The sequence below is a fragment of the Legionella moravica DSM 19234 genome, assembly GCF_000423305.1.
GTDB classification, from domain to species: domain Bacteria; phylum Pseudomonadota; class Gammaproteobacteria; order Legionellales; family Legionellaceae; genus Legionella; species Legionella moravica.
Map to the genome: position 1 here is coordinate 173,388 of NZ_KE384000.1, position 26,237 is coordinate 199,624.

The following is a 26,237-nucleotide window of genomic DNA, read 5'->3' on the forward strand; positions in this document are numbered from 1 at the left end:
ATTATTTGAATTTGATTAGGCCGTGTCGTCACGAACCAACTCATCAAAGCCTACGTCCCGCGGCTCGTCCGCGGGATCCAAGCGATCTCGCCAGGCTATCTGAAGTTTCATCACAAGATAGATGCCCATAATGCAATACACCGGATCTGAACGGCTGCGACAAAAGAGGGGGTATTTTTAGCATATCTTGCCGCAATACCACGCCATTATTTAAGATGCATAAAAGCGTTTTCTACCCAGTGTCTCAATGATGCGCTGGTTCTGACATTTTACATCCTTGTCTATTAATTTTGGTGATATACCCACCATCACCAAAACAAGCGAGATCGCTGGATCCCGCGGACGAGCCGCGGGACGTAGGGATAGGGGAAATAAAAACAGCAAGAATATCAGATTTTATAATTCGTGACGACACGACCTACATCATTAGAAAAAATTTTATAATAAACAAGATTGATAAAATAAACAATGTGTAAAAATAATAACATGTCATGCTAATCCATTTTTTCCTACTTTTCTTGACTCATCTTTTTGCCCAACATACCAAGATATGGTTTGTTTCGGAACTCGCGCTGTTATGCAAAACAAACTGGATGATTAAAGAATTATAGTAGGCAACCTCCCCATTAAAAAGATCTCAAAAAGTGATAAACACTCTATGGGTTTAAGACGTTAAGGAAGCGCTTGGGCTATTGTAAAGCGGAGCTAAGGGCTCATCATCAGGTGCTGATAGTTCCTGATCGGGATGATCCGCAGCAGATCGGGATAAAGACGATAACATACGCCCAAAAAAACCGTATCCTTTTGTGGGGGCTGAGTGTAATGATAGGGTTTCTTCAATCACTTTGTCGCAGCCAGGTTTAGAAGCCCAATTAAGTACCTGATCCTTTTTATAACCCAAATTGATGAGTTTTGTATAATTTTGCGCGACCGCCTTTAAGCTTTTGGAACCACCTGAGCGATCGACGATACCAATTATTTCTTCTTTGTTTAATCCAACACTAATCAACTTATGGTGGTATTTACTTAAGGCGTCTAAATTCTTTGCCCCGCCATTACGAGATACAATTTTGACAATCTGATCTACAGTATACTTACATTCCAAAGTTAGTTTATTATGATGTGCTATTACGCTAGCCAGATTTTTGGAGCCTCCATGATGAGCTGCTATATTAACAATTTGTTGTTTTGAATAGCTCAATGATCTTAATGATCCATAGAACAATTTAAACGCATCGAGATTATTACATCCACCATTACAAGCGCCAATTTTAGCCAAATCTTTATGATTCAATTTATCTTCACGACAAAGTTCCATCAAGTTATCATGTTCTTCAACCAATTTTTCAAGAGTCAATTTTCTACTGCGGTTCAATATTAACTTGTTAATATCTTCTGGCTCATAGCCCAAATCTTTTAATTGATTATAAAATTTTGAGTAGTCCTTTGGGTCTATTTTGAATTGTATTAATTTTAACTCTATGGGTATTGGTTGTTTTCCCCAAAGAGTACGTTGAATTTTACTGATAGTGGTCAATTCAACCATTAAGGCAGGAGGTATACTTCGTTCTGTTCTTTTAGTACCTCTGCTCTGAAATGTTGACGAAAGAAAAAGCAGATCACTAGCTTGTAGCTCTGCACGGGGTTCCAATGGTGGAAGAATAATGGAACTTAGAGGAGGGAGAATCATAAAAGGAATCACCTGTTCCTGATCTACAGAGGAACTTGCCGAGCTGTTATCATCATTAAACATAATACATCCAAAAAAATAGTCGACCAATAGTTGCGCTATAGGGTACATATTTAATATTAAGAAATTATTAAGAAGCCTTGATAAATGGGGGCTTGAATTAAAAAAATGGGTAAATCTCCATATAGGGAACTCAATTTCTCCGCACGATAGCCCTGACTCTTGGTCACAAATATTGAATCTTGGAGAAAAGTCATATTTGCGGGCAGGTTGAGCAAAAACCATTCTGAAAAAGCGCAGCATAGATGGCTATGTGAGCATTTTTCAGAATGGTTTCCTCAACCTGCACCAATTATGGCTTTTCAGTGAGTTGTGCACAAGAGATAGGACCATACCTGCAGGCAACCTCGCTGCATGGCTTCATCAAATGGCGCAGCGATGCACCTGGCCTGGTGAGGCAGCCAGTGGTTCGGGCGTCTCTGGTCTGAAGAAGGTGCCTGAGGAAGCCGCAAACCGAATGACGCCTTGGTCAGAGGATGTGCCCGTTCTGGTCTCAGAGTGCAAGGCGCTAAAAGCCTCTGTTTCAGGCGCCGTTCCCAAATAGGCCGAGTCGTGCAGGGGCGCGTTACGAGCCTCTGCTCCAAAAATCTCATCATAAATCCTTTTCACCTCGGGTCGAGAGAGAATATCGTCATCAAGTTTCAGTTCACTAAGCGCTCTTCCCCGGAAGAATTTAAGTATAGCGATGAGCTCCTCATCGGTTTTTTGATCAAGGTCATTATCCCTCAAATCAAGCGACTGCAACCCCTGGGGCAATACCCGCATTATCTCCAGCAGCTCTGCGCCGGTTTTATTGTCGAGAGCAATCCTCATCAAGCCCAGAGATAGCAATCCCTCTGGCAAGGCCTGAATCATGGCCAAAAATTCTTCATGGGATTTATTGCCAATGTTATTACGACTTAAATCCAGTGATTGCAGCCCTCGGGGCAAAGCTTGAAATATAGCCAGTAGCTCTGTACCCGATTTCCTGCTGAGGCTACTATTTGACCAGACAAATGATTGCAGCCCCTGGGGCAATATCTTAATCATATCCAGAAGCTCTGCGCCGGTTTTAAAACCGAGATAATTATTTTTCAAAATTAACGCCTTCAGACATTGCGGCAATGCCTGAAACAGGGCCAAAAGTTCTGCACCGGTTTTCTTTCGTAGATCGATGTCACTTAACTTCATTTTCAGTAAATTGGATGGAAGAATTCCTGTTGCTAAAATCTTAGCTATTGGCGCTTCTTTTTTAAAAGAAACTGAGGTGATGGAGCCAGCAAAAGATGCAGAAAGCTCAGGATCTTCCAATGAGTCCAGCTGGAAAGGATGAAGACCGTTAAGGGTCAAATGATTTTTATCCACGTAGGGACATTGCAACAATATGTCGAAACAATCACGATGCCCGAGTTTTATGGCGAGATGCAGGGGCGCGTACCCGTTGCTGTCATATCCGTTGTATAAATCTTTATTGTTTTCTACTTTTGGATGATTCAGAAGAAAGGTCAACATGGCTGGATTATTTGCATAAACAGCCAAGTGCAACACATTGAATTCCCCCCCTCTACGAAGCAGATTCTCTTTGGGGTCAATTTTGAGCAGCTCATCAATAAGCTTTATTTGGCCACATAGAACAGCCAGGTGAAACGATTTAACCGACAACGCCTCATCACCGACTTTTATATCGACAGGCTGCTCTCGCGCAAATTGGCCATGATGCGCCAACACTTTGATGCAATCTATATGGCCCTGCAAGACAGCAATATGCACCGGCTGTAGTCCACTGGCCGTTTTCTCAAACAATGAGGCTCCCGCTCGAATCAATAATTTTGTGGTTTCGCAATGACCCTTATACACAGCATAATGGAGCAGACTCTGTCCCTCATTATCTTTAGCTTCAACCGAAATCATGTCCTCATCTTTATCCAAGAAAGGTGCCATAAAAGTCGCAGCATCTCCTTTAGCCAAAATCTCAAAACCTTCTTGTAAAAACGCAAGCGCCACCTTATCATCCGCTTCTATTTTTTCTGCTGATTGGGGAATGGTATTTATCATTTTCCAGGGAGAGTTCTCTTCAGAAGAATCGGAACGGGAGGAGGAACTGGCTGCAGATGAAGCAGCAACTGACCGTTCAGCCATTGGCATTATGGCACTTGCAGCTGCCTGACTGGCTTCCGATACTGCTTTTTCACGGGCAGGGTCAAGAGCAAGCGGCGTTCCTGGTTCAGCAGGGACTGCATAGGAAGGCTGGGAAACAGAATGGTCATTGCTTGCATTAATTAATGCGTACTCAAATCCTGTTAAGTGTTCAATGGTTGTTATAGGTTCAGACGATAGTTCTATACTGGTTTCATTATTATCCATGCTGCTCGAATGTAGAGGAAATTGTTCGGCTAAATTTTGAAGTGGAGCATTTTCTTCTCGGGCAGCGTCAAGAGCCAGTGGCGTTGCCGGTTCGGCAAGGACTGCATAGGAAGGCGGGGAAACAGAATGGTCATTGATTACATTATTCAATGCGTACTGAATTCCCGTTAAGTGTTCAATGGTTGTTATAATTTTAGACGATATTTCCTTACTGGTTTCATTATTGTCTATGCTGCTCGTTAGTTTATCCAAAGCAGACATTATGTTATTAATCAGGAGTTGGTTTCCCAAGTAATCAGATTTAATTCTGATATAACAATGTTCAAAATCAGGTTTAAAGAAATCAAGGCCTTCAATTTTTTCTAATTGCTCTATTAAATTTAAAAAAATCTCATTGTCAGTCATGGTAAAAAATATAGCCCCAGGTCGTAAAAGGCCAACTTTTAAATGTCCCGCTGAACTATAATTTTTTTCACTTTTTGGTAAAAAACACACACTCATAGTAGTACTCCCCTCATTAATCTTATCAAACCTGCTTTTTGGCCAATTTTATTACAGATATGAGATTGACATTACCGTAGAAAATACGGAGGAGGAAATCGATACGCTTGCCAGTATGGGAGAGGCACCAACTGGAATAAAATAAGCTTTTGTGCAAGTCTAACTCTAAAATGGGTATTCGGAGTTATCTAAAATGAGTTTATAATTCTCTTGCAACTTCTCAATGATTTCTATGCTGTACCATTTTCCCGCAGCAGCAATCGATAAGTCCATAGATAAAAATTCGTTTACCTTTGGTGAGTATTTAGACTTAGACATACTCAAAAATGCTTTGGATAAATTCGATCACAACAAAATATCGGTTGTAACATTTCATAAGGAAATTGCTCGAGCTGGAGTTGTATACGTGAGTGTCTATTTAAAACAAAGACAGATCTATTATTTAGGTCAAGATGGAAAATATTTTCTTGAGCGATATTAGGCAACGTCCCAAAAGTTTTTTAGCTTTCCCAGACCGAATCTGAGCACGGATTTTTCAGATTATTTCGATCTGCCCCCTCTCTCGCGCAAGGAATTTGAGTATGATGATGCTTTTGACCTTTTCAATATGTGTTGCCTATCCGGTTTGCAAGTCTCCCTTCTCCCTCAAGGGAGAAGGGAGATTTTGACCCTTTCAATATGTGTTGCCTATCTACCCGGGTCGGACCTATGAAGATGCTTTTTCGCGGGATGAGGGTTGGGGAGAGGGAATGGAACTATCCGTGCTCAGATTCGGTCTGGGAAAGCTAAATAAACTTTAAGGACGTTGCCTAATTACATGTTTATTAATGGTAAGCAAAACTTCAGTGGCTCATAAAATCAGGGAGTACTATCAAGGTAGGGTGATTTTTTTATGTTCATAGCGCAACTGCGCTGCATCTAGCCTGTTTCAGCCATTCATGAGTTGCTCAACTGGGGCACATGAAATGCAATCTGTGCTGCTATCAGGAGGTGGCGTAAAAAAACACTGGGAGGAGGATGACGAAAGAACTGCAGTTGTATCAGGAGCCGGCTCGAGCAGATCAGGAAAAAAAGATTGATACGATTTGAATTCAGCTGTCCAAATCAATACGTCCCTTTCTGTGGGATTTAACAGCTCTGGGTAGCAATCCAGTATTTTTTTTGCATACCATGCATCCATGTTTCCAAAATGACACAATTCCCTATTATTGCACAAACTGATAATCCAGCAAGGATGCTGAAGTAGCAAATGCACAAACCGGAAATCTTTATGCGCCTGTTTTGCTGCTTTTTCTACAAGACGGGAAAAAAAATGGGTTGCATTTCGAAGCATCGGTGATTGTCTTGTGAGCAAATAGTCCATTGCGGCCAACCCCATAGAATGCACAATCAATTGATCTTCAAATTTCCATGCTTGCTCCATATTTGAAATGGATCGTTTGATGTCTTTACCAAACAACGACTGAACAGAAAGAATAAACTCTTTGAGGTAACATACCCATTCAGCATGTTCCAGATTGTATTTTTTGGACAGATGCACAAGCAATGCATCTTCTTCCATGGAACACAGGTAATTGGCTGCTTTAGCGATCTCAATGAACGCAGCGGATTCCAAAACCACTTCAGGAGTTGCAATTGGCATGCTCGTACTTACGGATGGCGACACAGTTTGGGCAAAGGCTGTTGCAGCGTCAAACAGAATGGCATCCCTGTCCTCTGCATTTTGCCGCAGTATGCTTTTGGCTTTGAGAATAAACTCCCTTTTTTGTGCACTGGTCAACGGCTGTTGTATGATCCATTCCATTTCATTCAGATAATACTGTATTTGCATAATCCGTTCGTATTTTTTACCTTTTGCAAACAGGTATCCATGAATGGCGCTTATAGTTGTACCCTTTGTGCTGTTTATATCTTCTTGAATGTGATAACGTGCCCGAAACTCTGCAAGACTTTGACCTTTAAAAATTATTTTTGATAAATCCCCCTGGTTATCAGCAATAAAAGAGGATTTTTGTGCCGATTTTAATAATATTTCAGGTAAGTGGACGCGGTAAACCCCTGTTTGTATGACCGCCTGTTTTCTGCTTTCCAGAACCTCGGCCAGGTTTGGGATGATATACTCACCGGTTTCAGGGCGTTTGCCTGTGATATCCCGGGAAAACACGAGTGCATCTGTCACACAGGAATAATCATCAGTCTGTCTTTGATAACTCGTGACATAAACAGGAATGCCTGTTTTTTCATACAGCACTTCCAGATTGCCAGGATATCCCCCCAAAGAGTCACTATACAAAAAGCACTCTTTACCACTGTCACGAATATATGCCATAAATCGGGCATGCCGAGAGCCTATCCAAATCAAAAAAGCGTGCCGCCAGGAGCCGGGCTGCCGGTGCGCTTTGGCAAGGTAAGGTTTGATCCAGCAAAAATCGTCCTCTCCTGCCGTTTCAAGAAATTGGACTTGCGGATACTGGTCATCGCGAAAAACAGAGTAATGTTTAATAACGTGACTGATGTTGGTCTGATATTTGTTATGCAAATATTGAATCAGAACAGCAACACCATCAACAGTGGGGATGGTGATTCTACCGTACCAGTATGCATCAGTCTCTTTAAAATAAAAGGATTTGTTAAAAAAATTCATGCCTAACTCTATCCTGAATTTTGAGAGATATGCAACTATCCTGAGCAATCCAATTTGATACATCCTCAAATAGACAAAAGCGGATGTCTTCAGTGCAGGCGTAAGCTGGGAGGAATATACAAATTATACCCGTGTGCTTTTTAGAAAGACACTTTGATTCACAGTCACACTAATGATGAATAATACGATGAATTATTTCAGATACTACTCACAGACGAGCATATTCACCCGGTACAATACTCCATTGCTTTTTGTATCAATACAATCCGGAGTTCTTCGTGAATAAATATACAAGGATATGGGGACGAATTGGAATCATTCTGTGCTTGGCAAGTTTTCAGGCTAATGCTTTTTCTCATACTGAAAATTACCCAAAAACCAGTTGGAAGCACATGGAGTCACCAGAAACATTGGGCTGGTCGAGAGAAGTTCTTAAAGCCGCCAGAGACTACTCTTTAACCATCGATACAGCGGCAGTCATGATTGTAGTAAATGGAGAAATTTTGGATGAGTGGGGCGAAACAACAACACGATTCAACATACACTCCATTCGAAAAAGTTTTCTTAATGCCCTGTATGGCATACACATCAAAGAGAAAACGATAAGCCTTGATGCAACATTGGCCGAACTTGATATTAATGACAATGCGCCCTCATTAACTGCTCTTGAACAAACGGCAACCGTACGTGATTTATTAAAAGCTCGGTCTGGGGTATATCACCCTGCCCTTTATGAAACAGAGAAAATGTCGTCCACACGCCCGCCACGCGGCAGTCATCTGCCCAATACATTTTGGTATTATAACAATTGGGACTTTAATGCCTTGGGAACGATTTTTGAACAACTGGTAAAAAAATCAATATTTGCGGAATTCAAAATTCGTATTGCAGATATTATAGGCATGGAGGACTTTCGCTTGGAAGATGGGGAATATATTACGGGCAGCGAATCCATTCACCCAGCCTACCCCTTTCGTATGACCGCTCGTGATATGGCTCGTTTTGGTTTATTGTTTCTCAAGCAGGGCAATTGGAATAATCATCAGATCATTCCTTCCGACTGGGTAAAAGAAAGTACAACCCCCTGGTCGATTGACGATACTTACAATGCAGGAGGTTACGGTTATCTTTGGTGGGTGGCCGTGAACGGCCAGCATTTCCCTGGCGTGATTTTGCCAGAGGGCTCATTCTCAGCACGTGGCGCAGGAGGGCATTTCATTCTTATCGTACCATCATGGGATCTTGTAATTGTTCATCGCGTAAACACAGATATTCCTGAACGAAAAGTTACCAGTGAGCAATTTGGCAAACTCGTTTCTCTTATTTTAGAAGCGAGGACACATGAGGTATCTTATTGATGATCACAAAATTCTATTGTTGTTACTATGTCAGCTACAAAGGCTCGAATGGCACCAGACATACCGCTAAGATTTTGAAACAACTCACATCAATTGGAATTAATAAGGATTGCTGATGACAACATTTAATTACAAATCAAAAAGAATTGGTAATGTATCAATTAAATCAGATACATGTATTACCTCAATACATACAAATCGACTCACATTCAAATCATTGAATCAAGATTCGCGAGCAACCTTGGTACACAATTATTCAAAACTACTAGGTGATTCAGAAATCGTTAAATTGCTTAATGATGGAAAAACCTGGTCTCTTGAGTTGGTTCAAACGGTTATTGATCTGAAAACTTCTGCCTGGAATAACGGCGATCCATTCAGTCTGTTTTCAATTTATGAAAACGACACGAATCAGTTTGTTGGTTCGGTTTCAATCAAAAAAGAGTTGGAAACCTATCATACAACTGGCGCCGGTCATGCGAATGTTATAGAAATTGGATTTTTCATAGATAAAGCTGTTTGGGGCAAAGGTTATGGTACTGAAATCGCGATTGCTGCAAAAAAATACATTAAACATGCTGTTGGAGTTATTGCTGCTGAGCATGGAGGTCCTTTACCAAAGGAAATTGTAGCTACCGCCCATCCTGAAAATATAGCCTCGTGCGCTATTTTAAAAAAAACATTGAAACACGTAGAGTCTGAGCCGATCAAAAAATATGATGGCAACCCACGCCTATTCTTTTTTAAACCATTAAAGCCAGCAAAAATTTCTACCATGGAAACAGTTAGTTTGGAATCTGTAACTCTGTAGCGGTAACTAAAACTTAAGGTAAAGCTAATAATACTGTCGGTTCAATTCCCATTTGATTTCATCCAGAGGATCCGCAACACCGTCTGGTATTCTGTATGCAGTCATCTCACAAAACAACCGTTTTTTGGGGTGGAAACCGCTCTCCCCTATTTTTTAAGACATCATGACTTATAACACATAGATACTTTTAATTTTTTGTATCAGATAGTTATCTTGTTATCTAAATACTATTTACCCAATATCATCCTTACCTGCATTAACATAATTATAAGGTCTTCCTTGATCCATTTCATCATAATGCCAATGATCAAAGGTTCTTTTCGGGCCCCCCTTTCTTTGCCCCTTATTTGTGTTCTTTTCAAATCTTTAAGAGCATTTTTCGTTATTTAAACCTCTGTTATCACAATATCAACTCTTTTTATTTAATAGCACACCTAAAATGGTGTTCTGTCAATACGGAAGTCAAAATGTTAAATTTATGAACCACCTACACTACTAATTATTTCAATGAGCGAACACCAAGTTGTGGGTTAATTAATTTGTTTAATTATTCAAAATAAGAGTGTTAATTTATTTTACTTGCAATCAAAAGACTTGCCCCCCTATCCTCTGACCTTTCGTTAAAGTTGTATGACTTATGACAAGACTGTTAATTAGTCTGTAGCCTTATCCAAGAATATTTTTATCAATAATATCATCAACATATTTTTATTATTTATTCTAGATGATAGAGTTTGAGCACATTGCTTATGTGAGTTTCCTAAAAATAAGGAACCAAAATGAAATTACTGGAACTTCGACAGTTAGTAAATGAATATGATCAAACATGGTATTTTCGCAAATATGTGTATGGAGATCATGAAAGAGCCAAAAAATTTAAACAATACTTACAAAAATATGAACATGTTCAAGATGATTATGAGTTAACTGTTACAGACATTTTTAGGCTGCTCAAAAAAGTACCCGAACTGAACGACGCTAATAGCAATTTGCAATTTATCCGATCAATAAGAGCGAGTCTAAACAGTAGTTACTTGTTTGATATTTTTAACGTTTTGAAAAGTGCCCAGGTAATTTCCCAAGCTAATTTTACAATTATTTATGGCCTTTCACATGAGTGGCGTTGCCTTTTAAATACCTTATTTTGTGGATTAACATTTGAACGCATTAGTCTAAACTCAGAAATTCTTGCAGCAGTTTTAGCAATAGCTTCCCGATCAGCTTTTTATTATCCAGCAATTGAGCAATCTTTAAGATTTTTACATAAAAAAAATCATCTTACATCAACCTCACTTAACTTACTTACTACCAAAACTGATGGACTAAACACTGTCTTTCAAATAGTACAAGAGCTTGATAAAGCCAATTGTTTAAATGATGCATGCCTAGTACATTTTGCACATCGGGAATCTCTTTATTCACTTGACGCCCTAATTGCGCTGCTAAATCGTGCAAAAGTTACCCTTAATGAAGAACTAATTCAATCCATATGCATAAACAGCAATATTCATTACCTTGTTGAACTCATAACAACATTAGTTGAATCTAAAGAATTTCATTTGAAGAGTGAAACGTTGATAATGCTTTTAAAGCAAGACTTCAAATTTTTCCTAAATAAAAACGATGCTATGAAATTATTACAGGAAAATGACTTATTAGATGATAAAACCTTTGATTTTGTTTGTAATAATGATGATTTTTCAATAAAACAAATATTAAAAATTTTATCGGAGGAGTCTTTGTTAACGGAAAATAAAGAAATAGTTAATAAACTAATCAATAAAGAATTTAGTGGAATTCGATTCTATCGAACAATTGATTATTTAAAAAAAGCCGATTTACTGGATCAAAAATCATTAACTAATTGCTTTGAATTAATTTTAATAAAATCAAATGCTGATTTATTTAAAACAGGTGTTTTAAATGTATTGGAGTTATTTCATGAGAGTAGCTTCAATATTAGCAAGGAACAGCTAGAAACACTCTTTTCTTTATCTGATGCTAATCTTAGACGACTTCATGGAATAGTATCGAGGCTTATAACAAGTAAACTATTAGATCAACCTTCTTTGGAAAAAACATTCAATCGAATAATGGAGAAATTACCCCCTGTTCTAGACTCAACTGTGAATAAAAATAGCAAGAAAAATACAAGTGCTCCTCGCTCTGAATATATATTAGACAATGAAAATTGTTTCTTTATAGAACACAGTACACAATATGAAAGTGGCGGTTTTGGTAAAGTCAAAAAAGGGTACAATTTACCTGATTCCAATGAACCTATTTATGGCATTAAAAAATTAGTGGAATCAGATCCGTCTAAAGCTCAAAAAGAAGCGAGCCGTGAGGTAAAATATCATCGATTACTTGGACGACAAGCATTTTATTTTTTGAGAAACGGGACAACAAGCATAGTTTCAGATTGGCAACGTGAAAAGGGATTGCATCTTTATAATGCAAGTGAACTATTACAAATGCCAATAGAAAAAAGACTTGGATGCCTCAAATCCGGCTTAGCTGATCTTAATATGTTACACCAACACTACCGAGTACATGGAGATGTAAAATGTCAAAATTTTATTCTCAACCCAAATAATGGATCCCTGAATCTAATTGATTTTGGTACTTCACATAAAAAAGGCTCATCTAAATCTTTTGCATGGACTCCTGCATATAGTGACCCTCATACTTTTGGAGACGGCTTCTACAAAGATATCTATGCCATGGGTATTGTAACAATGTATTTATTCCCAGAAATATATGCAGTTTCTTTCAATGAAGGCAAGGCAAATGTATCTATTAATAAATCGGACTATACAGTTACTGAACAAGCTATTGTAAATCTCGTTAATTCAATGATGAATTCCGATATTAGTTTAAGATGTACAAGTGGGGATGCATTGACCTACTGCAATGAGGTACTCGAACATTTTAATCAAATTGATGAGAGATTTATAGAGACAATAGCAAACGCTACTATCAACCGTGCTAAATCAACCGTTGAGGATGTATTTCATATGTAAGTAACAAATGCGATATAAATATGAAGGTAAATAACATGATCACAACCATGAAAACAGGACATTTCCACCAAACTCTTTGTCTGCTGTCAAACCGCAAGCTTTTGGATTGCTCTCAGCAATATATCAGTTTAGTATATTGAACCGTGTGCCAGTTTCGATAACAACCTATATCTATATTACTAGAAAGCTTGGGTTGTTTATAAGTCACTACTTCAATTTTTTTGGTAGTAGTAACATTTAAAATAAGGTTTGAATTATGTCAGCAAGTAGCGAGTCTGTTAAAAAGCAGTTGGATGAAGAATCAACAGCAAAAGCACCTGAAGTTTTTTTTGAAGATCGGAGTCTTCAAAAATATGTAGGTAATAATCTTGTCAAAATATTAAAAATTATTTTTGCAATGGATAATCCTGATTCATTGATTGAGTTAGTGCCCGGATTGTTTGGGATCGTCACTATAGAAAATTTTAAAGGCATAGATCGTGACTGCTTTAAAGATTATATTATTAATAACGACATTGATCCCATGAATATTAGTACAAGCAGGCAAACACAATACCGAGTAAAAGATATTCTTCTTCCGCGATCAGGAACTTGGGCCTCTTTTTTTAAATTTAGAGAATCCTGTGAACAAATGAAGATTACTTTAAAATTTCAGGTAGATGTGCCAAACGGAACAGACAGCGCCTCCAAATTTACTCATTGCTTTTTTGACATGCATTTTGATGCGTTGCGTTTAACTCAGGAACGCGTTGCAAATTTATTAAAGGATAACCCTCACATACTTATGTTTGACCAAGAGGTCGAACAAAATACTTGCTCCTTACAATAAGAGTTTTTGCGATTAGTCGTCGTTTCGTCACATGATACCCCCGCGACTGGGTTTGACGAAACGATAACGACAGTAAAAATCTATAGAGTGGGTAACGTGCATTAGCTATCGATACTTTGATGATGAAGTGATAATAAATCATACACCACCTCAACCGGATGTCGCGTTTGATATCCCGTCCGATAGTTCACTTGAGTGCGACAAGAATACCCATCCACAAGATTTGATTGTGCTGCTTGCTCATCGGCAAAAAATGGCTTCCAGGAGAGTTCAAACAACCCTTTTGACTCATTTTGATGAATAACTTCATGGCCATAAGAACCTGCCATGCCACAACATCCAGTTTTTATCAGGTTTAGGTGAAGTCCCAGGAATGCAAATACCCTCTGCCACTGCTCCTGTGCTTCATTGCAATTAGATTGTTCTGTGCAATGACTCAGTAAATTATATTGTGTCCTGATTTCTGAGTTTGTTATTTTGAATTGATTTGAATCCTGACTTCCCATTTGCTCCGATAACCATTCCTGAATTAATAAAACCCGGTACTCAACAGTCTTTTTTAAGAGATCCGGATATTCATTTCTATAGGTTAATACCATAGCAGGATCAATCCCTATCATTGTGACATGGTGACGTGCCAACTGCTCCAAAACCAATGCATTTTTATGAGCTACTCGAGCAAATTGTTTCAACTTTCCCTGAACATGAAGGGATTTTCCATTCTCAAACCAGGGCATCACATAGATTTCATAACCTAATTGCCGCACCAGTAAACAGGTTTTTATGACTAAATCTGCTTCATAAAAACTGGTCACCCAATCCTGGATCAACACAACTGATGTTCCGGGTGGAGGGAGTTGATTTAGATTCAATAAAGGGATCTGTTCTTTTTTCAATAATACTGAAAGCTGGGGACTACTAAATAATGGGGGATTAACGAAACCTGCTGTTTTTTCCAAAAAACGGAGAATAACTCGATTGGAGAGAAAAAAATTGCTCAATCTGGGAAATTTACTTTGGTAATACCCCATACGTTCACTGTAGGCAATCAAATAATTGTTCAGTGACCGAAAATAGCGTGAATGATAGGCTTCTAAAAATCGCGATCTGAATGAAGGCACATTAATATTAACGGGACATTGTGATTTACAGGCTTGACAGGAAAGACATCCTTCCATGGCCGAATAGACTTCATGAGAAAAATCGTATTGCCCCCTCTTTTTATGGTAGCTGTTAATCAATCGCCTTAATGGATTTGCGGGTGAAGTGTCGTTATTGGATTTCCCAAGTTGCCTCAGCCACTCCCTGACAAGACTAGCCCGTCCTTTAGGTGAATGAACTCTATCACGAGTGATTTTATAAGAAGGGCACATGACGTCGTCGATTTTGTAATCAAAACACACCCCATTACCATTACAATTTATAGCCAATTGGTAAGTCTCTCTTAGAGTTTCGGAGATTTGTAAATCTGAACTGGCTCGAGTCTCTTCTGATGCTACACGCATTAAAGGCATATTAATCCCGAGAGGCACTGCAATTTTTCCGGGATTTAATTGATTGTAGGGATCACAACTTGTTTTAATTTTTCTAAGCTCTTCATATAAAGTTTCTCCGAAAAACATAGGTACATATTCACTTCGAAACCCCTTACCGTGTTCCCCCCACAATACACCGCCATATTTTTGGGTCAGATGCGCTACCTGCTCCGTAATTTCATAATATTTTTGCCTGTCTTGGGCATCCATTAAATTCAATGCAGGACGTACGTGCAAACACCCCACATCAATATGACCAAACATGCCATACTGCAAGCCATAGGAATCCAGTATCTCACGAAATTCACGCACATAGTCGGGAAGATGTTCAGGAGGAACTACCGTATCTTCAACTCCTGAAACCGGCTTTCTTATTCCTTCTGTTTTACCCAACAAACCCACACTGCGCTTACGCAGCTCCCAGAGACTAGCAATGTCTTTTTTCTTATCGACGTAATGATAATCAAAATTCTGCAAATGTGCTTTTAAGGAATCCACCTTCTGTTTCAATTGCTCCTCATCATCAGCAACGAACTCCACAAGGTTCAGCGCCGCTGGATCAATTGCTCCTTTTGTGGTAACAAAAGCACGAATATTGTGATAAATAATGTCTGTTTTAGCTAAATTCAAAACCGTTTCATCAATCGTTTCAATTGCTTCTGGCTCGAATAGAACCAAATCTTTCGCCTGTGCAAGCGCTTCTTTAAAAGAGGAATACAAAACCACAAAAAGAACTTTGAATTTAGGAATGTTGGTTAGTTTAAGTTTGATCCCGGTCACATAAGCCAAGGTGCCTTCTGAACCGGTTAATACCGCATTAAGATTAAAGCGCCGGCCATCAGAAGAGTAAATTCGAGTCAGATTATAACCAGTCATAAAACGATCTAATTTAGGAAATTGACTGCAAATCAAAGAGCGATGATCTCGTACTGTTTGTTCCACTTGCCGATACAGTTGCCCCACCCTGCCCGGCAGGTTTTTCATCTCATCCAGACGAGACACATCAATTTCTTCACTGGTGTGAGTCTGACCATCGGGATACACGGCAGTTATTGCCAGAACATGCTGGCTGGTTTTACCGTACAAACGAGATCCTTTGCCGCTGGCATCCGTACTCACCATACCGCCCAATGTCGCCCTGTTACTTGTAGATAAAGTGGGCGCGAAGAATTTATTGTATTTTTTCAAAAAATCATTTAACTGATCCAGTACAACCCCTGGCTCAACAATAACCCACCCTTCCTCTGGATTTACCTCAATAATGGAATTCATATACCGTGAGCAATCAATGATGATTCCTGTATTCAAAGATTGGCCATTTGTGCCAGTACCACCGCCGCGGGGAGAAAAAGAAAGATGCTGATATTCTTTACGTTGTGCCAAAGTAAAAATGGCCGCAATGTCGTGTTCACTTTTAGGAAAAATTACCGCTTGAGGCAACACTTGATAAACGCTGTTATCAGTCGAAATAATTAACCGACTACTCAAAGACTCATCAATCTCACCATGAAAGCCGACGTCTTCGGTCAAGGATTGTAAAAATAAACGAACTGATGGAGGAACAGCTGAAGAAGCGGTCAGTCGGGGAATCATCCTTTCGTACCCGGAAGGGGTTTATGATTGTAACAGTATAGCATAGGCTCATAAAACCGAGCCATGGCTATAACATTTTACATCAATAAAATCACTTGTCTTGCAGTTAATAAGTCCTACGATACCTTAAATGTTCATTTCAGGTGTTTCAATATAAAATCGCTCACTCTCATTAATCACATCCAATGATTCCTTAAGATTTTCTACAAAATCTGCTGATCGTGTTTTTCCACTACTCCATATAGAGTAACGATGTTTCGCCAGGAGAGTCACATTGTCTTGTGTTAACACTTCTTTTAGTACTTCTCGACAATCATGATAACAAGATTGTGCTTCCATCTTTTTAACCAGTAAATCAAGAATAGTTAATTTTTCTTGCCTCAGCCCCTGGAACAGAGTTCTTATGATGCTGAATGAAGACAGTCCTTCACGTAAGTAATCACGATGAGAGCGAATATTGTGTAACATGCGCTCCATATTAATGGCCTCTGTACCCACTTCCTCTATTAAAATATCGGCTGGTGAATGCAATACGCGATCCAATCGGCAATATTCAGCCATTTTTTTATCAACAAAATGAGCAATATGCTGCATTTCACCTAAAAAATGTGCCTGGTATTGGCGCTGGTTATCGGGATTATCCTGCGCTAATTGAAAGTATTGATTGAAGGCATTCACTTCGGCATGAGCGCTTGATAGACCTGATCCACTATAAAAATGGGGTGCTCGGAATAAATCCCCACCAGCCAAAACCATTAACTCCTGTTCCTGGTGCTTTAAGATACGCGCGGCAATCGCAGTACCCTGAGGATTGACAATAAAACTCTGCGAATTTTTAGTATCTAATCGGACTCGCGGATCATTTAGAAACGGGAACTTATGGGTCAATAGCCTAGACCATTCCAATTGCATATTGATATGGATAAGTCGCGCAAAGTGTTTACTTTGATCCTTAGATGCAGAATCATTGGCTATTTGATTGAGCAATTGCATGAAAGTTTGCAATTCAGGAGGCACCTTGGTGGCAATATAAAATTGTCCCTTAGTTTCAAACGTTCTCAAATTATCTTCTTTTTCATCAATTTTGATTTTGAAAGTATCCGAATGGATCAATTCATCAAACGCCTGACTCAATTGTTGAGTTAATTCATCATTATTAATAGAACGTTTCAATTCAATAAAATGATCAAAAGATGAATTTAAAACACCTGAAATAAATCCTTCAATTTGAATTCTTGATGGCTGAAATTCATCGCGAATTTTTTTGATATGAGTTAATTGTCCATTAATCTGAAAAGGATTCTGACGGTTATTTTCCACAATATCATAAATCATCGTGATGTATGCGTTAGGTGTCTCATTGCGATTAACTTCAGCTTTATTAGGTGATTTCAGCAAATAAAGCGGATTGGAAAACGCATTTCGCCCCCCTTCAGCGCAATAGACATAGTCGCATTCAAAGCGCGTTTTATGATTCAAAACACCGACACGAAACTTTTTATGAGTATCATCCGGGGGGATGATTTCATGAGCTTTCACTCCGGTTACAATCTTAAGATTTGATGAATTAAATCTGGATAGCTCAACTAACCGGCTCATTAACGCCCGCTCCAGATCCTTAATCACGATGTGACCTCGGCCATCAGGATAGATATGCCCGCGATAAAATAATCTATTGTATTCTGCTGATCCCAAATAATGACGTAAATCAGCCATAATTGAAGGATCTAATACAACGGCCTGTTTCCGAGTATGTAACTGTTCCCCCTGACGTGCCTCAAGAAGAGTCACATTGGCTCCGGATTCATAAAGTTTTAATGCAGCCATTAAACCCGTTGGGCCTGCACCTATGACAACAAGATCTTTGGGTGTTGCTGTTTGATTTTGTAAATGATTCATAATAATGCGATTGATGTTTGTCTGAGGCGTTAACAAATTAGATTTAATAAGATTCAACACGTCCAATTGTTTCTCTTCAAAACAATTCAATTGAAACCAGGTTAAATATTCATTAAAAAAATCGCGATGAAGTTCATTCACCAAAACATCATCATTTTGTTCATAAGCATTTTTAATCTGCACTAAAAGATACTTTGCTGCCTCCAGTTTTTCTATAAGCTTTTGTTGTACCAACAAAATCTGGCTCAATCGCTTTTTGCCTTCTTTGTTCAATTGATAACCTTCAGTGTATTCACCATGTTTCAGCAAAGATTGGGTTAAATTGTCTCTATTAATACCCAAGAGAAAATCAATCTGATCTTTATTCAAACTGTTAGACCCCTCTAAATTAATATTGGGTAATTTTGAGTTAATATGAAGAAACAAGGCATCCAATTGTACTAATTCAATCATAGTGGTACACCATTTGCAGTTAATGATTAGACATGATGCAGTATTGTAAAGAATAAAACTTAAGCAACTATTAAGAAACACTCTGCTGATTGCAATAATTCGTTAAACGATAAGTTTATCTTCGCCCCTAACTTCTGGCTTATTTTGAACCATAGCCCAGGTTACGCCTCCAATAACCATTCCTGAACCTAATACTTGCAGCAAAGTAGGTGGAGTACCGCGGAAGACTGATAACATCATGGTCACTAGCGGCATAAAGTTATAAATTAAATTAGGTTCAGTGACACCTATTCGCTCAATCGCCTGTGTCCAGCATATATAAGCAATTACCGTGGCACCAATAACGAGGCCAACCAGGGACCAAACCGGTACCATCGATACGGGGAGCTTAGGCATGGGACTTAAAACCAAGGCTAAAACAAGCAAGAGTATAGCCCCAATAATCACTACGATGGTTATGTTGATTAAAGGAGTCACATGAGCCGGCAACCAACGGCGCGAAGCGACGGTATAAAACGAAAAGCAAAGAGCGGAAAGGAGCGCGATAGAATCTCCCCAATTGAGACTTAAATTCGAGATTCCTGTATCGCTGGACCCCAGAACAGCCAATGTTGCACCACTTACTGAAACAATTATTGCAATGACGGTATGGATGCTTGGAATTTCTTTACTCACTATTCCTTCTGCAATCGCAGTAAATACAGGTGATAGGGCCATAATTACAGCAACAGTTATAGGAGAAGTAACACTTAATGCAAAAAATAAACCGACTTGAAAGCAGGTTATTCCTATAAAACCAAGTAAAAAATAATGCCACCAATGACCTTTTAAGCTGGATAGTTTTGGTTTTTCTACAAAAAGGATTAGCGCCAGGAGTATAATCGCTCCAAAACCAAATCGTGCTGTTGCGGTATCCAGAGGGGTTAACCAGGTCATGGTTGTTTTACCCCAAATATAAGCAGCTCCCCAAAAAAATACAGCAATACAGGCTAATATACGCCCCATTCCCATAATCGTGTATCCCTTTATGTTTACTGCCATTAATCCCAATATAATACGATTTAATACATGTCGCACAATTCAACTTACGTTATTTTTTATATGGATTGCTTTAGCAAGTAAATAACCTCTTCATCCGATGTCTGGGGAAAATTATCATACCAAAGACCCACCGCATAAAAGTTAATAGGTTTCAGTGGACAGACTAATTGATCCACCATTGCAGCCAGTTCCTCGCATGTTGAATATTCAGCAACCGGAACAGCAACAACAAGCGATGCGGGTTGCTGTTTACGAATTGCAGCAACGGCTGCTCGCATGGTAAAACCGGTTGCAATGCCGTCATCTACTAAAATAATGGTTTTTCCATTCAAGGACGGATAAGTGCGATTCCCATGATATAAAAGCTCTCTACGTTCTAATTCTTTCTGCTCTCGTTCAACAATCGCTTTAACGGATGATGAATCCAGATTTAATTGCTTCATCAAAGGCTCATTAAACAGTAGGGTTCCACCCGATGCAATTGCCCCCATGGCAAGCTCTTCATGCCCAGGAACTCCTAATTTTCGAACGATAAACACATCAAAGGGCAAAGACAGTTCCCTTGCCAACTCATACGCTACAGGGACTCCCCCACGAGGTAATGCCAAAATAATCACATCCGCCTGGTGAGCGTATGATTTAAGATGCTTAGCCAGAATGATTCCCGCTTCTCTTCGATCGATGTACTTGTCCATTTTTGTTCACCACAAGAAACCAGGATCCAGACAGGAATCCTGACTAGCAATAAGTTCACGTAATCAAGGTTTGATCATACAAATAAAACGACTCACATTAATTAATGATCAATTAGGGTCTATTAACATCTTATCTATTTACCCCTACGTCCAGTACTTAACCAGGTTTATCAGTTAAATAACTACACAGTTATTATAGACCATGCAGCCATCCATGTTTCAGATGAGCACTGATGGTTACAAAATGGGGCAATATATTCCTTACAAAACAGATACTAATCAGGAATATACCTACTCTGGTGAGTTGATGATTACGATTTTGGCGATTCCGAAATATTCCTGATCAGTGTTTAAATAGAAAAGAATGGCTCACTGAGCATGTCTTCAGCCTGCTCTCCTAAATCACGCAAATCATACAATTCATTTAATAATAAATCACAGGATGACTCTGATAATTTAGAAAAGAAACTCATGCTCCGACTGACACATGGGCTCGATATCATCAAGGGTGGAGCATAATCGTCAGAAACTGAAGAGGCAGCAGAGCTCACGTCAGAAAAAAAACGTAACTGCTGGCTTCCACACGGGATCGAAGACAGATTGAGGGGGTCGCAATCATCAGAAACTGAAATTACCGAACTGCTCATTTGGATATTGGGCTCGGCAGGTTGAACATCAAAATCACTGGATACAGTGTGAATAGTACCTTTTTTATGTCTTTTAATACAGTAATATGAATTTTTAACCTGATTCGCTGAATGATTTAATTCTCGACCAATTAAAGCAAAACCAGCGCCTTCTTCTTTTCGTTTAAAAATATAATTCAATTGCTCTAGAGTGAAAGGATCGCGAGAAAGACTGGGATTCAAATGATCATACCATCGTTCACGACACTGCTTTCCATTTGGAAAAACCGAACAACTTCCAGGAGGGAGCTTTATAAGAAGCTCAAACTCCAGGTGTTTTGCAATTACAGGCCAGGTTGACCTAGTCGGCTGTTCCACTAATTCAACCAATAAACGATCAGCGATTGAATTCCATTTAAAATGGCGAATTTGCTTTTTTGAAGGCATAAACATCTCATAAAGTATGTGTTTATTTTTTGCCCACATAGTATAAGGTAATATTACATGTATTTCAATTGGCTCATTAAGAGCAAATTTTGAGATTTTCTGATTGAAGCACACAGAGGCAGGTTTTTCATGAGACCCGCTTAAAAATATTGATAAGCATCCGCTTATCTTGTAACTTAACCTCCACTGAATGAACGCTTGCTTCATTTCTTAAGGATTTAACTACAACAAAAGAAGGATGTTATATGAGAAAACTCGTTGCTTTAGCCATGCTATTCACAGCATTAGATGGTTTTGCGAATGAATTACATTCGTATGTGAAAATCAAAGAGACTGTTGCAAAGGGGCAGTTAGTTCGCATTTTTGTTGATTACGCTAAATGCTCAGTGCCAAGCAGCGGTTATAAAATGGCTAATTATAATTCAGCGTACACCCCTAATGAAATTGCAATTAACAATGATGCCGGTTATATGGCTGCTTCCATGATGCATTTTACCGTAAATCATCCACAATATCCCAACCAGCCACTCTATGAATTTATTCGCTACACTATTGCGAGTAACGGTGACGTTTCAATCAGTTTAATCCCCTTAAACGCGACAGATTACACACCACTATCCGACAAAATTACTTTTAAATGTACAATTAATGAATCAGCGCATTTCTTTATAGAAAACAAATAAGCCTTATTCTATTTGAAATGTCATTTTTTTAAGACCCTGTATTGATTTTTATCCATATAAAGCGTTTCTTTTCGACAATTCCTTCGAAGAGAAAAAATGAAAGTCGGGGTCTTGAACTATTTAATTTGTATGGGGATGATGCATGTATGTAATTAACGAATATCAATTGGTTAATGTCGCTTCTGATGTTTACCTGACTAACGCAAACCTGGGCGCTAAAATACCCCACCCAAAATTCGCAGAACTTTTAGCTGAATTGAAAGAATGCCCTCATCTGGAGTGTTCTGAAGATTTTTTAATACAGCTTTCACAACGCTATGGATTCGACATTAATGCGTTAAAAAAAGTACTGGTTGAACAATTAAATGTTTTAAAGCCAATGTTGCAGCAAAAAATACCTCTGATCTATATTAATTGCGATGTCGCTTTAATCAGAACTGTATTACAGGAAACACTCAGTAAACATCATCATGTTCAATTAGTGAATGAAGAACTGTTCTCCTACGAAAAAAATTCAATGGTGATCTACTTTCGTAATAACTACTCAAATCAATCCTTTAATTCACTATACCAAAATCTGGATGAAGATGTTTATCTTGTTACAGCAGGAGTTCTTCATCAATTATTAATTATTGATAATCTGTATGTCGCAGGAAGTGGATTACCCACCCATTATTCTAATTTGCATCAAATAATGAATTATCTAAACAGCTCTATTCCAGCCACTAAAAACAATTGGCTGTTGCTTTATCGTGACATGATAAAAAATTCAATGGCGCAATTCCCCGATCCAGAAATTAATAGCTGTCAGCAGGCTTACATTGCTTATTGTCTGAATCAATTTATCGCTCAATTTACCAATCTCTGGCAAGCTCCCACCCCTTTCGACCAAGTCAATTGCTTTTGGCAGGCAGATCTCAACAGTTTCACCATAGTCAGTGAAGCAGCGCTTCATTCTCCTTTTGCAGAACAAGACATGAAACTCAATTTAAATCAGATAAAAGTGCGGGAGACTGCTTAAATAATGGAAAACAAATCTATATTTATTAATGGACTCATTGAAGGCAGCCTGGATTCTCAAGTGTACCAGGATGTACGCCGAACCTTTGCCAGAGAAACCATATCGTTTTTAAAACACGGTAATCTATCCATTACCAATATCAATCCTAAACTGATTAATCGGGTGCAATTTACTGAATGTGAAATCTCACCTTTTCATAGCCATGATATTGATTGCAGTTCCATAGAAAATACCTCGTTCCAAAGAAAAGCATCAACCCCCCGATTCAGTAACCAAAAAATTGATTTTGCTCTTTTGCAACAATTATTAGTCAATTGCTTTTCCCCCAATGAATTCAATAAAAGGCCTTATCCCTCAGCGGGAGGACTTTATCCAGTAGAGCCATTAGTATTTTTGTTTCAGGAGCGAATTGATGGATTTAAGGGGCCTTCAGGGTGCTATCATTTTCGCCCAATCAGTAAAAAATTGCAGCTTATAAAAAAAATGGAACTGCAGACCTTGTATAATAAAGTTCTTCATGGCTCGGTTGGCAACAATCAGGAATGTTGGCCTAATTTCACTGTGCTTTACTTGGCACATCTTGGAAAAGCCATCTTTAAATACCGCTATCGCGGCTATCGGCATGCACTCATGGAAGCAGGATCGATGTTTCAGCATGCTACTGTGATATCACAACAAAATGATCTGCGCACCAATGTCTGGTCAACCTTCAGTGAACAAGAAATGCTCTATGAATTGGGACTTGATCATGGCGTTTATTTGCCCTTAACAACGCAGTTATTTGGTTATGGAGAGTAACATGGATCTGGCTCGCTTCAGGGATTACCCGCATCTGCCACAATGTACCGTTAAACACGCCTCTATTCATTATCCAGTAAAAATTAAATTAAGTAATGAAAGCCTTTTATGCACTCCCAAATCAATGATTATTGATGGAATTATCAGTTATGGGGGAAGCACCGGAATTGGCCTGACTCTGCCTTGTAAAGCCTATGGTGAATATTATGAACGCAATCATTTATTTACGGGTGTTCAGGTAAGCAGTTACAAAAAATTAAATCAGATACAACCTCTGTCCTATCAAGAGCAATTGAGTTCTTTATGTCAATTAAAAGTGGCTGATAAAGAAAGCTGTCTGGACCATGTATTCGCTTTTACCCAAGTCTTCAATTTGTTCGACGATCAACCTCAAGAGTTTTTTTATAACGGGATATCGCTCACCTGCAATAAAGAAGACAGTCCATTTATTAATTACAGTGACAGCTGTGCTTGCGCATCACATCCCAAAAAAGAAAAGGCTCTTTATAATTCGTTGATGGAGTTTATCGAGCGCCAAGCCCTGTTAGGCAGTTGGCTGTCTCAAAGTTATCAATACTGCATCAATCCACAACTGCTAAAAGAAGTCACACCTTATGAAGAATTAGCTGAATTATTTTTAGATAACGGGGAGCTTTATATTTTTCACAATGGAAACAAATTACCTGGTCATACAGTCATTATGTTTTATTTTGCATCTTCTGATGCCGATATGGTTCAATACTCGATAGGCTCAAGCAGTGGTTTAACCCTGGAAGAAGCATTACTGTCTTCCTTTGAGGAACTGTACCAATGTTATTCATTTTTGTACAACATGGAAAGTTCGGTGGGTCTGGAAAACAAAGCCGGCTCCGGATACCATCTTGAATTTCAAAAATGCAACACGCGAACCATTCGTGAAACCATACCCTTCATGAATCAGGTAAAGCCCTGTACCATCAATTCAATCCAGGATTTAAATCAGGTTCGCCGATACACTACTGAGGAGCTATTGGCAGAACTACAGGATATATCCCGAGATATTTATTATTATCATGCTCATGACAAGGCTTTAGGACTTCATTTTACCAAAATACTGAGCCCTGACTTTTTTACACATATGTCATTAAATAATAATCTTAATATCCAAAACAAATATGCTCGTCTATTAAATATTACGCAACAAAATGCCTTTATGGGAAAAATTCCGTTTCCCTAATCAATCACTGTATTGTTCTCAGGTAACTCCAGCTTGAGAACACCCAACTCTTGGTCACCAATATGGAGTCATGGGAAACAGTCAGATTTCAGTATTTTGTGGCATGAGACATCAATTGATGAATGACCATTAAATATAATATGCAGAAGAATTTACAAAATCAACAAGATAATGTTAGAGTTAAAATCGATTTTAATATCAATGAACGATGAAAAATATAGCAATATTTGATTTACTCCACTTTCAAATTTTGTAGTTTATTTTTCAGGATGATAACTTTTTTATGAGAAGGAATTTATATGCATCACAATAAATTAAGCGCTCTGTTTCTTGCATTAGTGTCCTCTACAACTATAGCGGGTACAATGGGCCCAGTAATGACCTCTGACCGCTATCTCCTTTTAGAAGCAGGAGCTACTTTTACCCATGGTTTTTATAGCAGCTCCGCTGTTTTTCCTGAAACAATAACCCCTCTCTTTCCAAATGGAATTGCAATTAATTTAAATGATTTTTACCCCAATAATTTCTGGGGAGGATACATTGGTGCATCCTATTATGTTCCTGCAAACTGGTTGTTTAATGCCCGTTATGAAATGTATGGCAAAAAAGACAAAGTAAATCCCTTAAATACTGGAAGCATCAGTCTCGCTCCTGTAAAACTTGCCTTTACAGTGGATAAAGTCTTTGGCGATTTTCATTCGTTCAGCTATGGAGTAGGCGCCGGAGCGGTAATTGAAAATACAAATGATGGTGATGTATACGTCACTTCCAGTATTAACGGAGCGTCTTCTGAGTCAATACAAGGCCGTTCAAGAATTGATCCTCAAGTAGAAGCATTTGGAATGTATCGCTTTGCAAATAATCTGGGGATTAAATTAAATGCCGGATACCAAATTCCTGTTAATAGCAAATTTGGTAATGGTGATTTGAATGTGTCTCTAGGAATAAACTACGGGTTCCCAGTCTAATAA

General features: G+C 38.7%; 18 protein-coding genes and 1 pseudogene. 10 read left to right on the top strand and 9 right to left on the bottom strand.

Annotated features, from left to right (window positions below):
- Positions 1–110 precede the first annotated feature (110 nt).
- From G543_RS18790 to G543_RS0112700, 3 genes and pseudogenes are all read right to left on the bottom strand, one after another.
- Positions 111–248: pseudogene (locus tag G543_RS18790) on the bottom strand (IS5/IS1182 family transposase); the annotation flags it as partial.
- 416 nt (positions 249–664) lie between these two features.
- Complete coding sequence (locus G543_RS0112695; RefSeq protein WP_028384856.1) at positions 665–1,753, bottom strand: hypothetical protein; 1,089 nt, start codon at positions 1,751–1,753, stop codon at positions 665–667.
- A 360-nt stretch (positions 1,754–2,113) separates the two neighbouring features.
- On the bottom strand, positions 2,114–4,594 hold the full coding sequence (locus tag G543_RS0112700) for an ankyrin repeat domain-containing protein (RefSeq protein WP_028384857.1): 2,481 nt from the start codon (positions 4,592–4,594) through the stop codon (positions 2,114–2,116).
- A gap of 232 nt (positions 4,595–4,826) precedes the next feature.
- Here G543_RS0112700 and G543_RS0112705 point away from each other — a divergent pair, with 232 nt between their 5' ends.
- Complete coding sequence (locus G543_RS0112705) at positions 4,827–5,075, top strand: DUF1398 family protein (RefSeq protein WP_028384858.1); 249 nt, start codon at positions 4,827–4,829, stop codon at positions 5,073–5,075.
- A 447-nt stretch (positions 5,076–5,522) separates the two neighbouring features.
- Here G543_RS0112705 and G543_RS0112710 read toward each other — a convergent pair whose 3' ends face one another.
- Entirely contained in the window at positions 5,523–7,238 is a 1,716-nt protein-coding gene (locus G543_RS0112710; RefSeq protein ID WP_028384859.1) for a hypothetical protein, read from the bottom strand.
- A 278-nt stretch (positions 7,239–7,516) separates the two neighbouring features.
- On the opposite strand from G543_RS0112710, the gene G543_RS17905 reads away from it, so the two are divergent.
- From G543_RS17905 to G543_RS0112730, 4 genes are all read left to right on the top strand, one after another.
- The gene (locus tag G543_RS17905; protein WP_115343551.1) at positions 7,517–8,596 is read left to right on the top strand and encodes a serine hydrolase domain-containing protein; all 1,080 of its coding nucleotides are present in this window, start codon (positions 7,517–7,519) and stop codon (positions 8,594–8,596) included.
- 115 nt (positions 8,597–8,711) lie between these two features.
- Positions 8,712–9,407: a GNAT family N-acetyltransferase gene (locus tag G543_RS0112720; RefSeq protein WP_028384860.1), complete on the top strand. Its 696-nt coding sequence runs from the start codon at positions 8,712–8,714 to the stop codon at positions 9,405–9,407.
- A gap of 779 nt (positions 9,408–10,186) precedes the next feature.
- Entirely contained in the window at positions 10,187–12,430 is a 2,244-nt protein-coding gene (locus G543_RS0112725; protein WP_028384861.1) for a protein kinase domain-containing protein, read from the top strand.
- Between the two features lie 256 nt (positions 12,431–12,686).
- Positions 12,687–13,259: a hypothetical protein gene (locus G543_RS0112730; RefSeq protein WP_028384862.1), complete on the top strand. Its 573-nt coding sequence runs from the start codon at positions 12,687–12,689 to the stop codon at positions 13,257–13,259.
- A gap of 101 nt (positions 13,260–13,360) precedes the next feature.
- Here G543_RS0112730 and G543_RS0112735 read toward each other — a convergent pair whose 3' ends face one another.
- The 5 genes from G543_RS0112735 to G543_RS0112760 form a co-directional block, all read right to left on the bottom strand.
- Positions 13,361–16,387, bottom strand: coding sequence for an FAD-binding and (Fe-S)-binding domain-containing protein (locus G543_RS0112735; RefSeq protein WP_028384863.1), 3,027 nt, complete (start codon positions 16,385–16,387; stop codon positions 13,361–13,363).
- Positions 16,388–16,513: 126 nt separating this feature from the next.
- Complete coding sequence (locus G543_RS0112740) at positions 16,514–18,739, bottom strand: FAD-dependent oxidoreductase (protein ID WP_028384864.1); 2,226 nt, start codon at positions 18,737–18,739, stop codon at positions 16,514–16,516.
- A gap of 102 nt (positions 18,740–18,841) precedes the next feature.
- Entirely contained in the window at positions 18,842–19,780 is a 939-nt protein-coding gene (locus G543_RS0112745) for a DMT family transporter (RefSeq protein WP_081675671.1), read from the bottom strand.
- A 56-nt stretch (positions 19,781–19,836) separates the two neighbouring features.
- The gene (locus G543_RS0112750; RefSeq protein WP_028384866.1) at positions 19,837–20,475 is read right to left on the bottom strand and encodes a phosphoribosyltransferase; all 639 of its coding nucleotides are present in this window, start codon (positions 20,473–20,475) and stop codon (positions 19,837–19,839) included.
- A 350-nt stretch (positions 20,476–20,825) separates the two neighbouring features.
- Complete coding sequence (locus G543_RS0112760; protein WP_162145894.1) at positions 20,826–21,548, bottom strand: SANT/Myb-like DNA-binding domain-containing protein; 723 nt, start codon at positions 21,546–21,548, stop codon at positions 20,826–20,828.
- Between the two features lie 245 nt (positions 21,549–21,793).
- Here G543_RS0112760 and G543_RS0112765 point away from each other — a divergent pair, with 245 nt between their 5' ends.
- From G543_RS0112765 to G543_RS0112785, 5 genes are all read left to right on the top strand, one after another.
- Positions 21,794–22,231, top strand: a complete 438-nt coding sequence (locus tag G543_RS0112765) for a VirK family protein (RefSeq protein ID WP_028384868.1) — start codon at positions 21,794–21,796, stop codon at positions 22,229–22,231.
- 142 nt (positions 22,232–22,373) lie between these two features.
- Positions 22,374–23,252 carry a hypothetical protein gene (locus tag G543_RS0112770; RefSeq protein WP_028384869.1) on the top strand — a complete coding sequence of 293 codons (879 nt, stop codon included), beginning with the start codon at positions 22,374–22,376 and terminating at the stop codon, positions 23,250–23,252.
- 3 nt (positions 23,253–23,255) lie between these two features.
- Positions 23,256–24,050 (top strand): nitroreductase family protein, encoded by a 795-nt coding sequence (locus tag G543_RS18485; protein ID WP_028384870.1) that lies wholly within the window; start codon positions 23,256–23,258, stop codon positions 24,048–24,050.
- A 1-nt stretch (position 24,051) separates the two neighbouring features.
- On the top strand, positions 24,052–25,266 hold the full coding sequence (locus G543_RS0112780) for a YcaO-like family protein (protein WP_028384871.1): 1,215 nt from the start codon (positions 24,052–24,054) through the stop codon (positions 25,264–25,266).
- A gap of 299 nt (positions 25,267–25,565) precedes the next feature.
- On the top strand, positions 25,566–26,234 hold the full coding sequence (locus G543_RS0112785) for a hypothetical protein (protein WP_028384872.1): 669 nt from the start codon (positions 25,566–25,568) through the stop codon (positions 26,232–26,234).
- Positions 26,235–26,237: the final 3 nt, after the last annotated feature.

Bases quoted from the DNA above. Each gene is read 5' to 3' on its own strand.
- G543_RS0112735 (WP_028384863.1), bottom strand. From the start codon at position 16,387: ATGATTCCCCGACTGACCGCTTCTTCAGCTGTTCCTCCATCAGTTCGT.
- G543_RS0112745 (WP_081675671.1), bottom strand. From the start codon at position 19,780: ATGGCAGTAAACATAAAGGGATACACGATTATGGGAATGGGGCGTATA.
- G543_RS0112710 (WP_028384859.1), bottom strand. From the start codon at position 7,238: ATGAATTTTTTTAACAAATCCTTTTATTTTAAAGAGACTGATGCATAC.
- G543_RS0112760 (WP_162145894.1), bottom strand. From the start codon at position 21,548: ATGCCTTCAAAAAAGCAAATTCGCCATTTTAAATGGAATTCAATCGCT.
- G543_RS0112700 (WP_028384857.1), bottom strand. From the start codon at position 4,594: ATGAGTGTGTGTTTTTTACCAAAAAGTGAAAAAAATTATAGTTCAGCG.
- G543_RS0112750 (WP_028384866.1), bottom strand. From the start codon at position 20,475: ATGGACAAGTACATCGATCGAAGAGAAGCGGGAATCATTCTGGCTAAG.
- G543_RS18485 (WP_028384870.1), top strand. From the start codon at position 23,256: ATGGAAAACAAATCTATATTTATTAATGGACTCATTGAAGGCAGCCTG.
- G543_RS0112705 (WP_028384858.1), top strand. From the start codon at position 4,827: ATGCTGTACCATTTTCCCGCAGCAGCAATCGATAAGTCCATAGATAAA.
- G543_RS0112725 (WP_028384861.1), top strand. From the start codon at position 10,187: ATGAAATTACTGGAACTTCGACAGTTAGTAAATGAATATGATCAAACA.
- G543_RS0112780 (WP_028384871.1), top strand. From the start codon at position 24,052: ATGGATCTGGCTCGCTTCAGGGATTACCCGCATCTGCCACAATGTACC.
- G543_RS0112740 (WP_028384864.1), bottom strand. From the start codon at position 18,739: ATGATTGAATTAGTACAATTGGATGCCTTGTTTCTTCATATTAACTCA.
- G543_RS0112695 (WP_028384856.1), bottom strand. From the start codon at position 1,753: ATGTTTAATGATGATAACAGCTCGGCAAGTTCCTCTGTAGATCAGGAA.
- G543_RS0112785 (WP_028384872.1), top strand. From the start codon at position 25,566: ATGCATCACAATAAATTAAGCGCTCTGTTTCTTGCATTAGTGTCCTCT.
- G543_RS0112770 (WP_028384869.1), top strand. From the start codon at position 22,374: ATGTATGTAATTAACGAATATCAATTGGTTAATGTCGCTTCTGATGTT.
- G543_RS0112730 (WP_028384862.1), top strand. From the start codon at position 12,687: ATGTCAGCAAGTAGCGAGTCTGTTAAAAAGCAGTTGGATGAAGAATCA.
- G543_RS0112765 (WP_028384868.1), top strand. From the start codon at position 21,794: ATGAGAAAACTCGTTGCTTTAGCCATGCTATTCACAGCATTAGATGGT.
- G543_RS0112720 (WP_028384860.1), top strand. From the start codon at position 8,712: ATGACAACATTTAATTACAAATCAAAAAGAATTGGTAATGTATCAATT.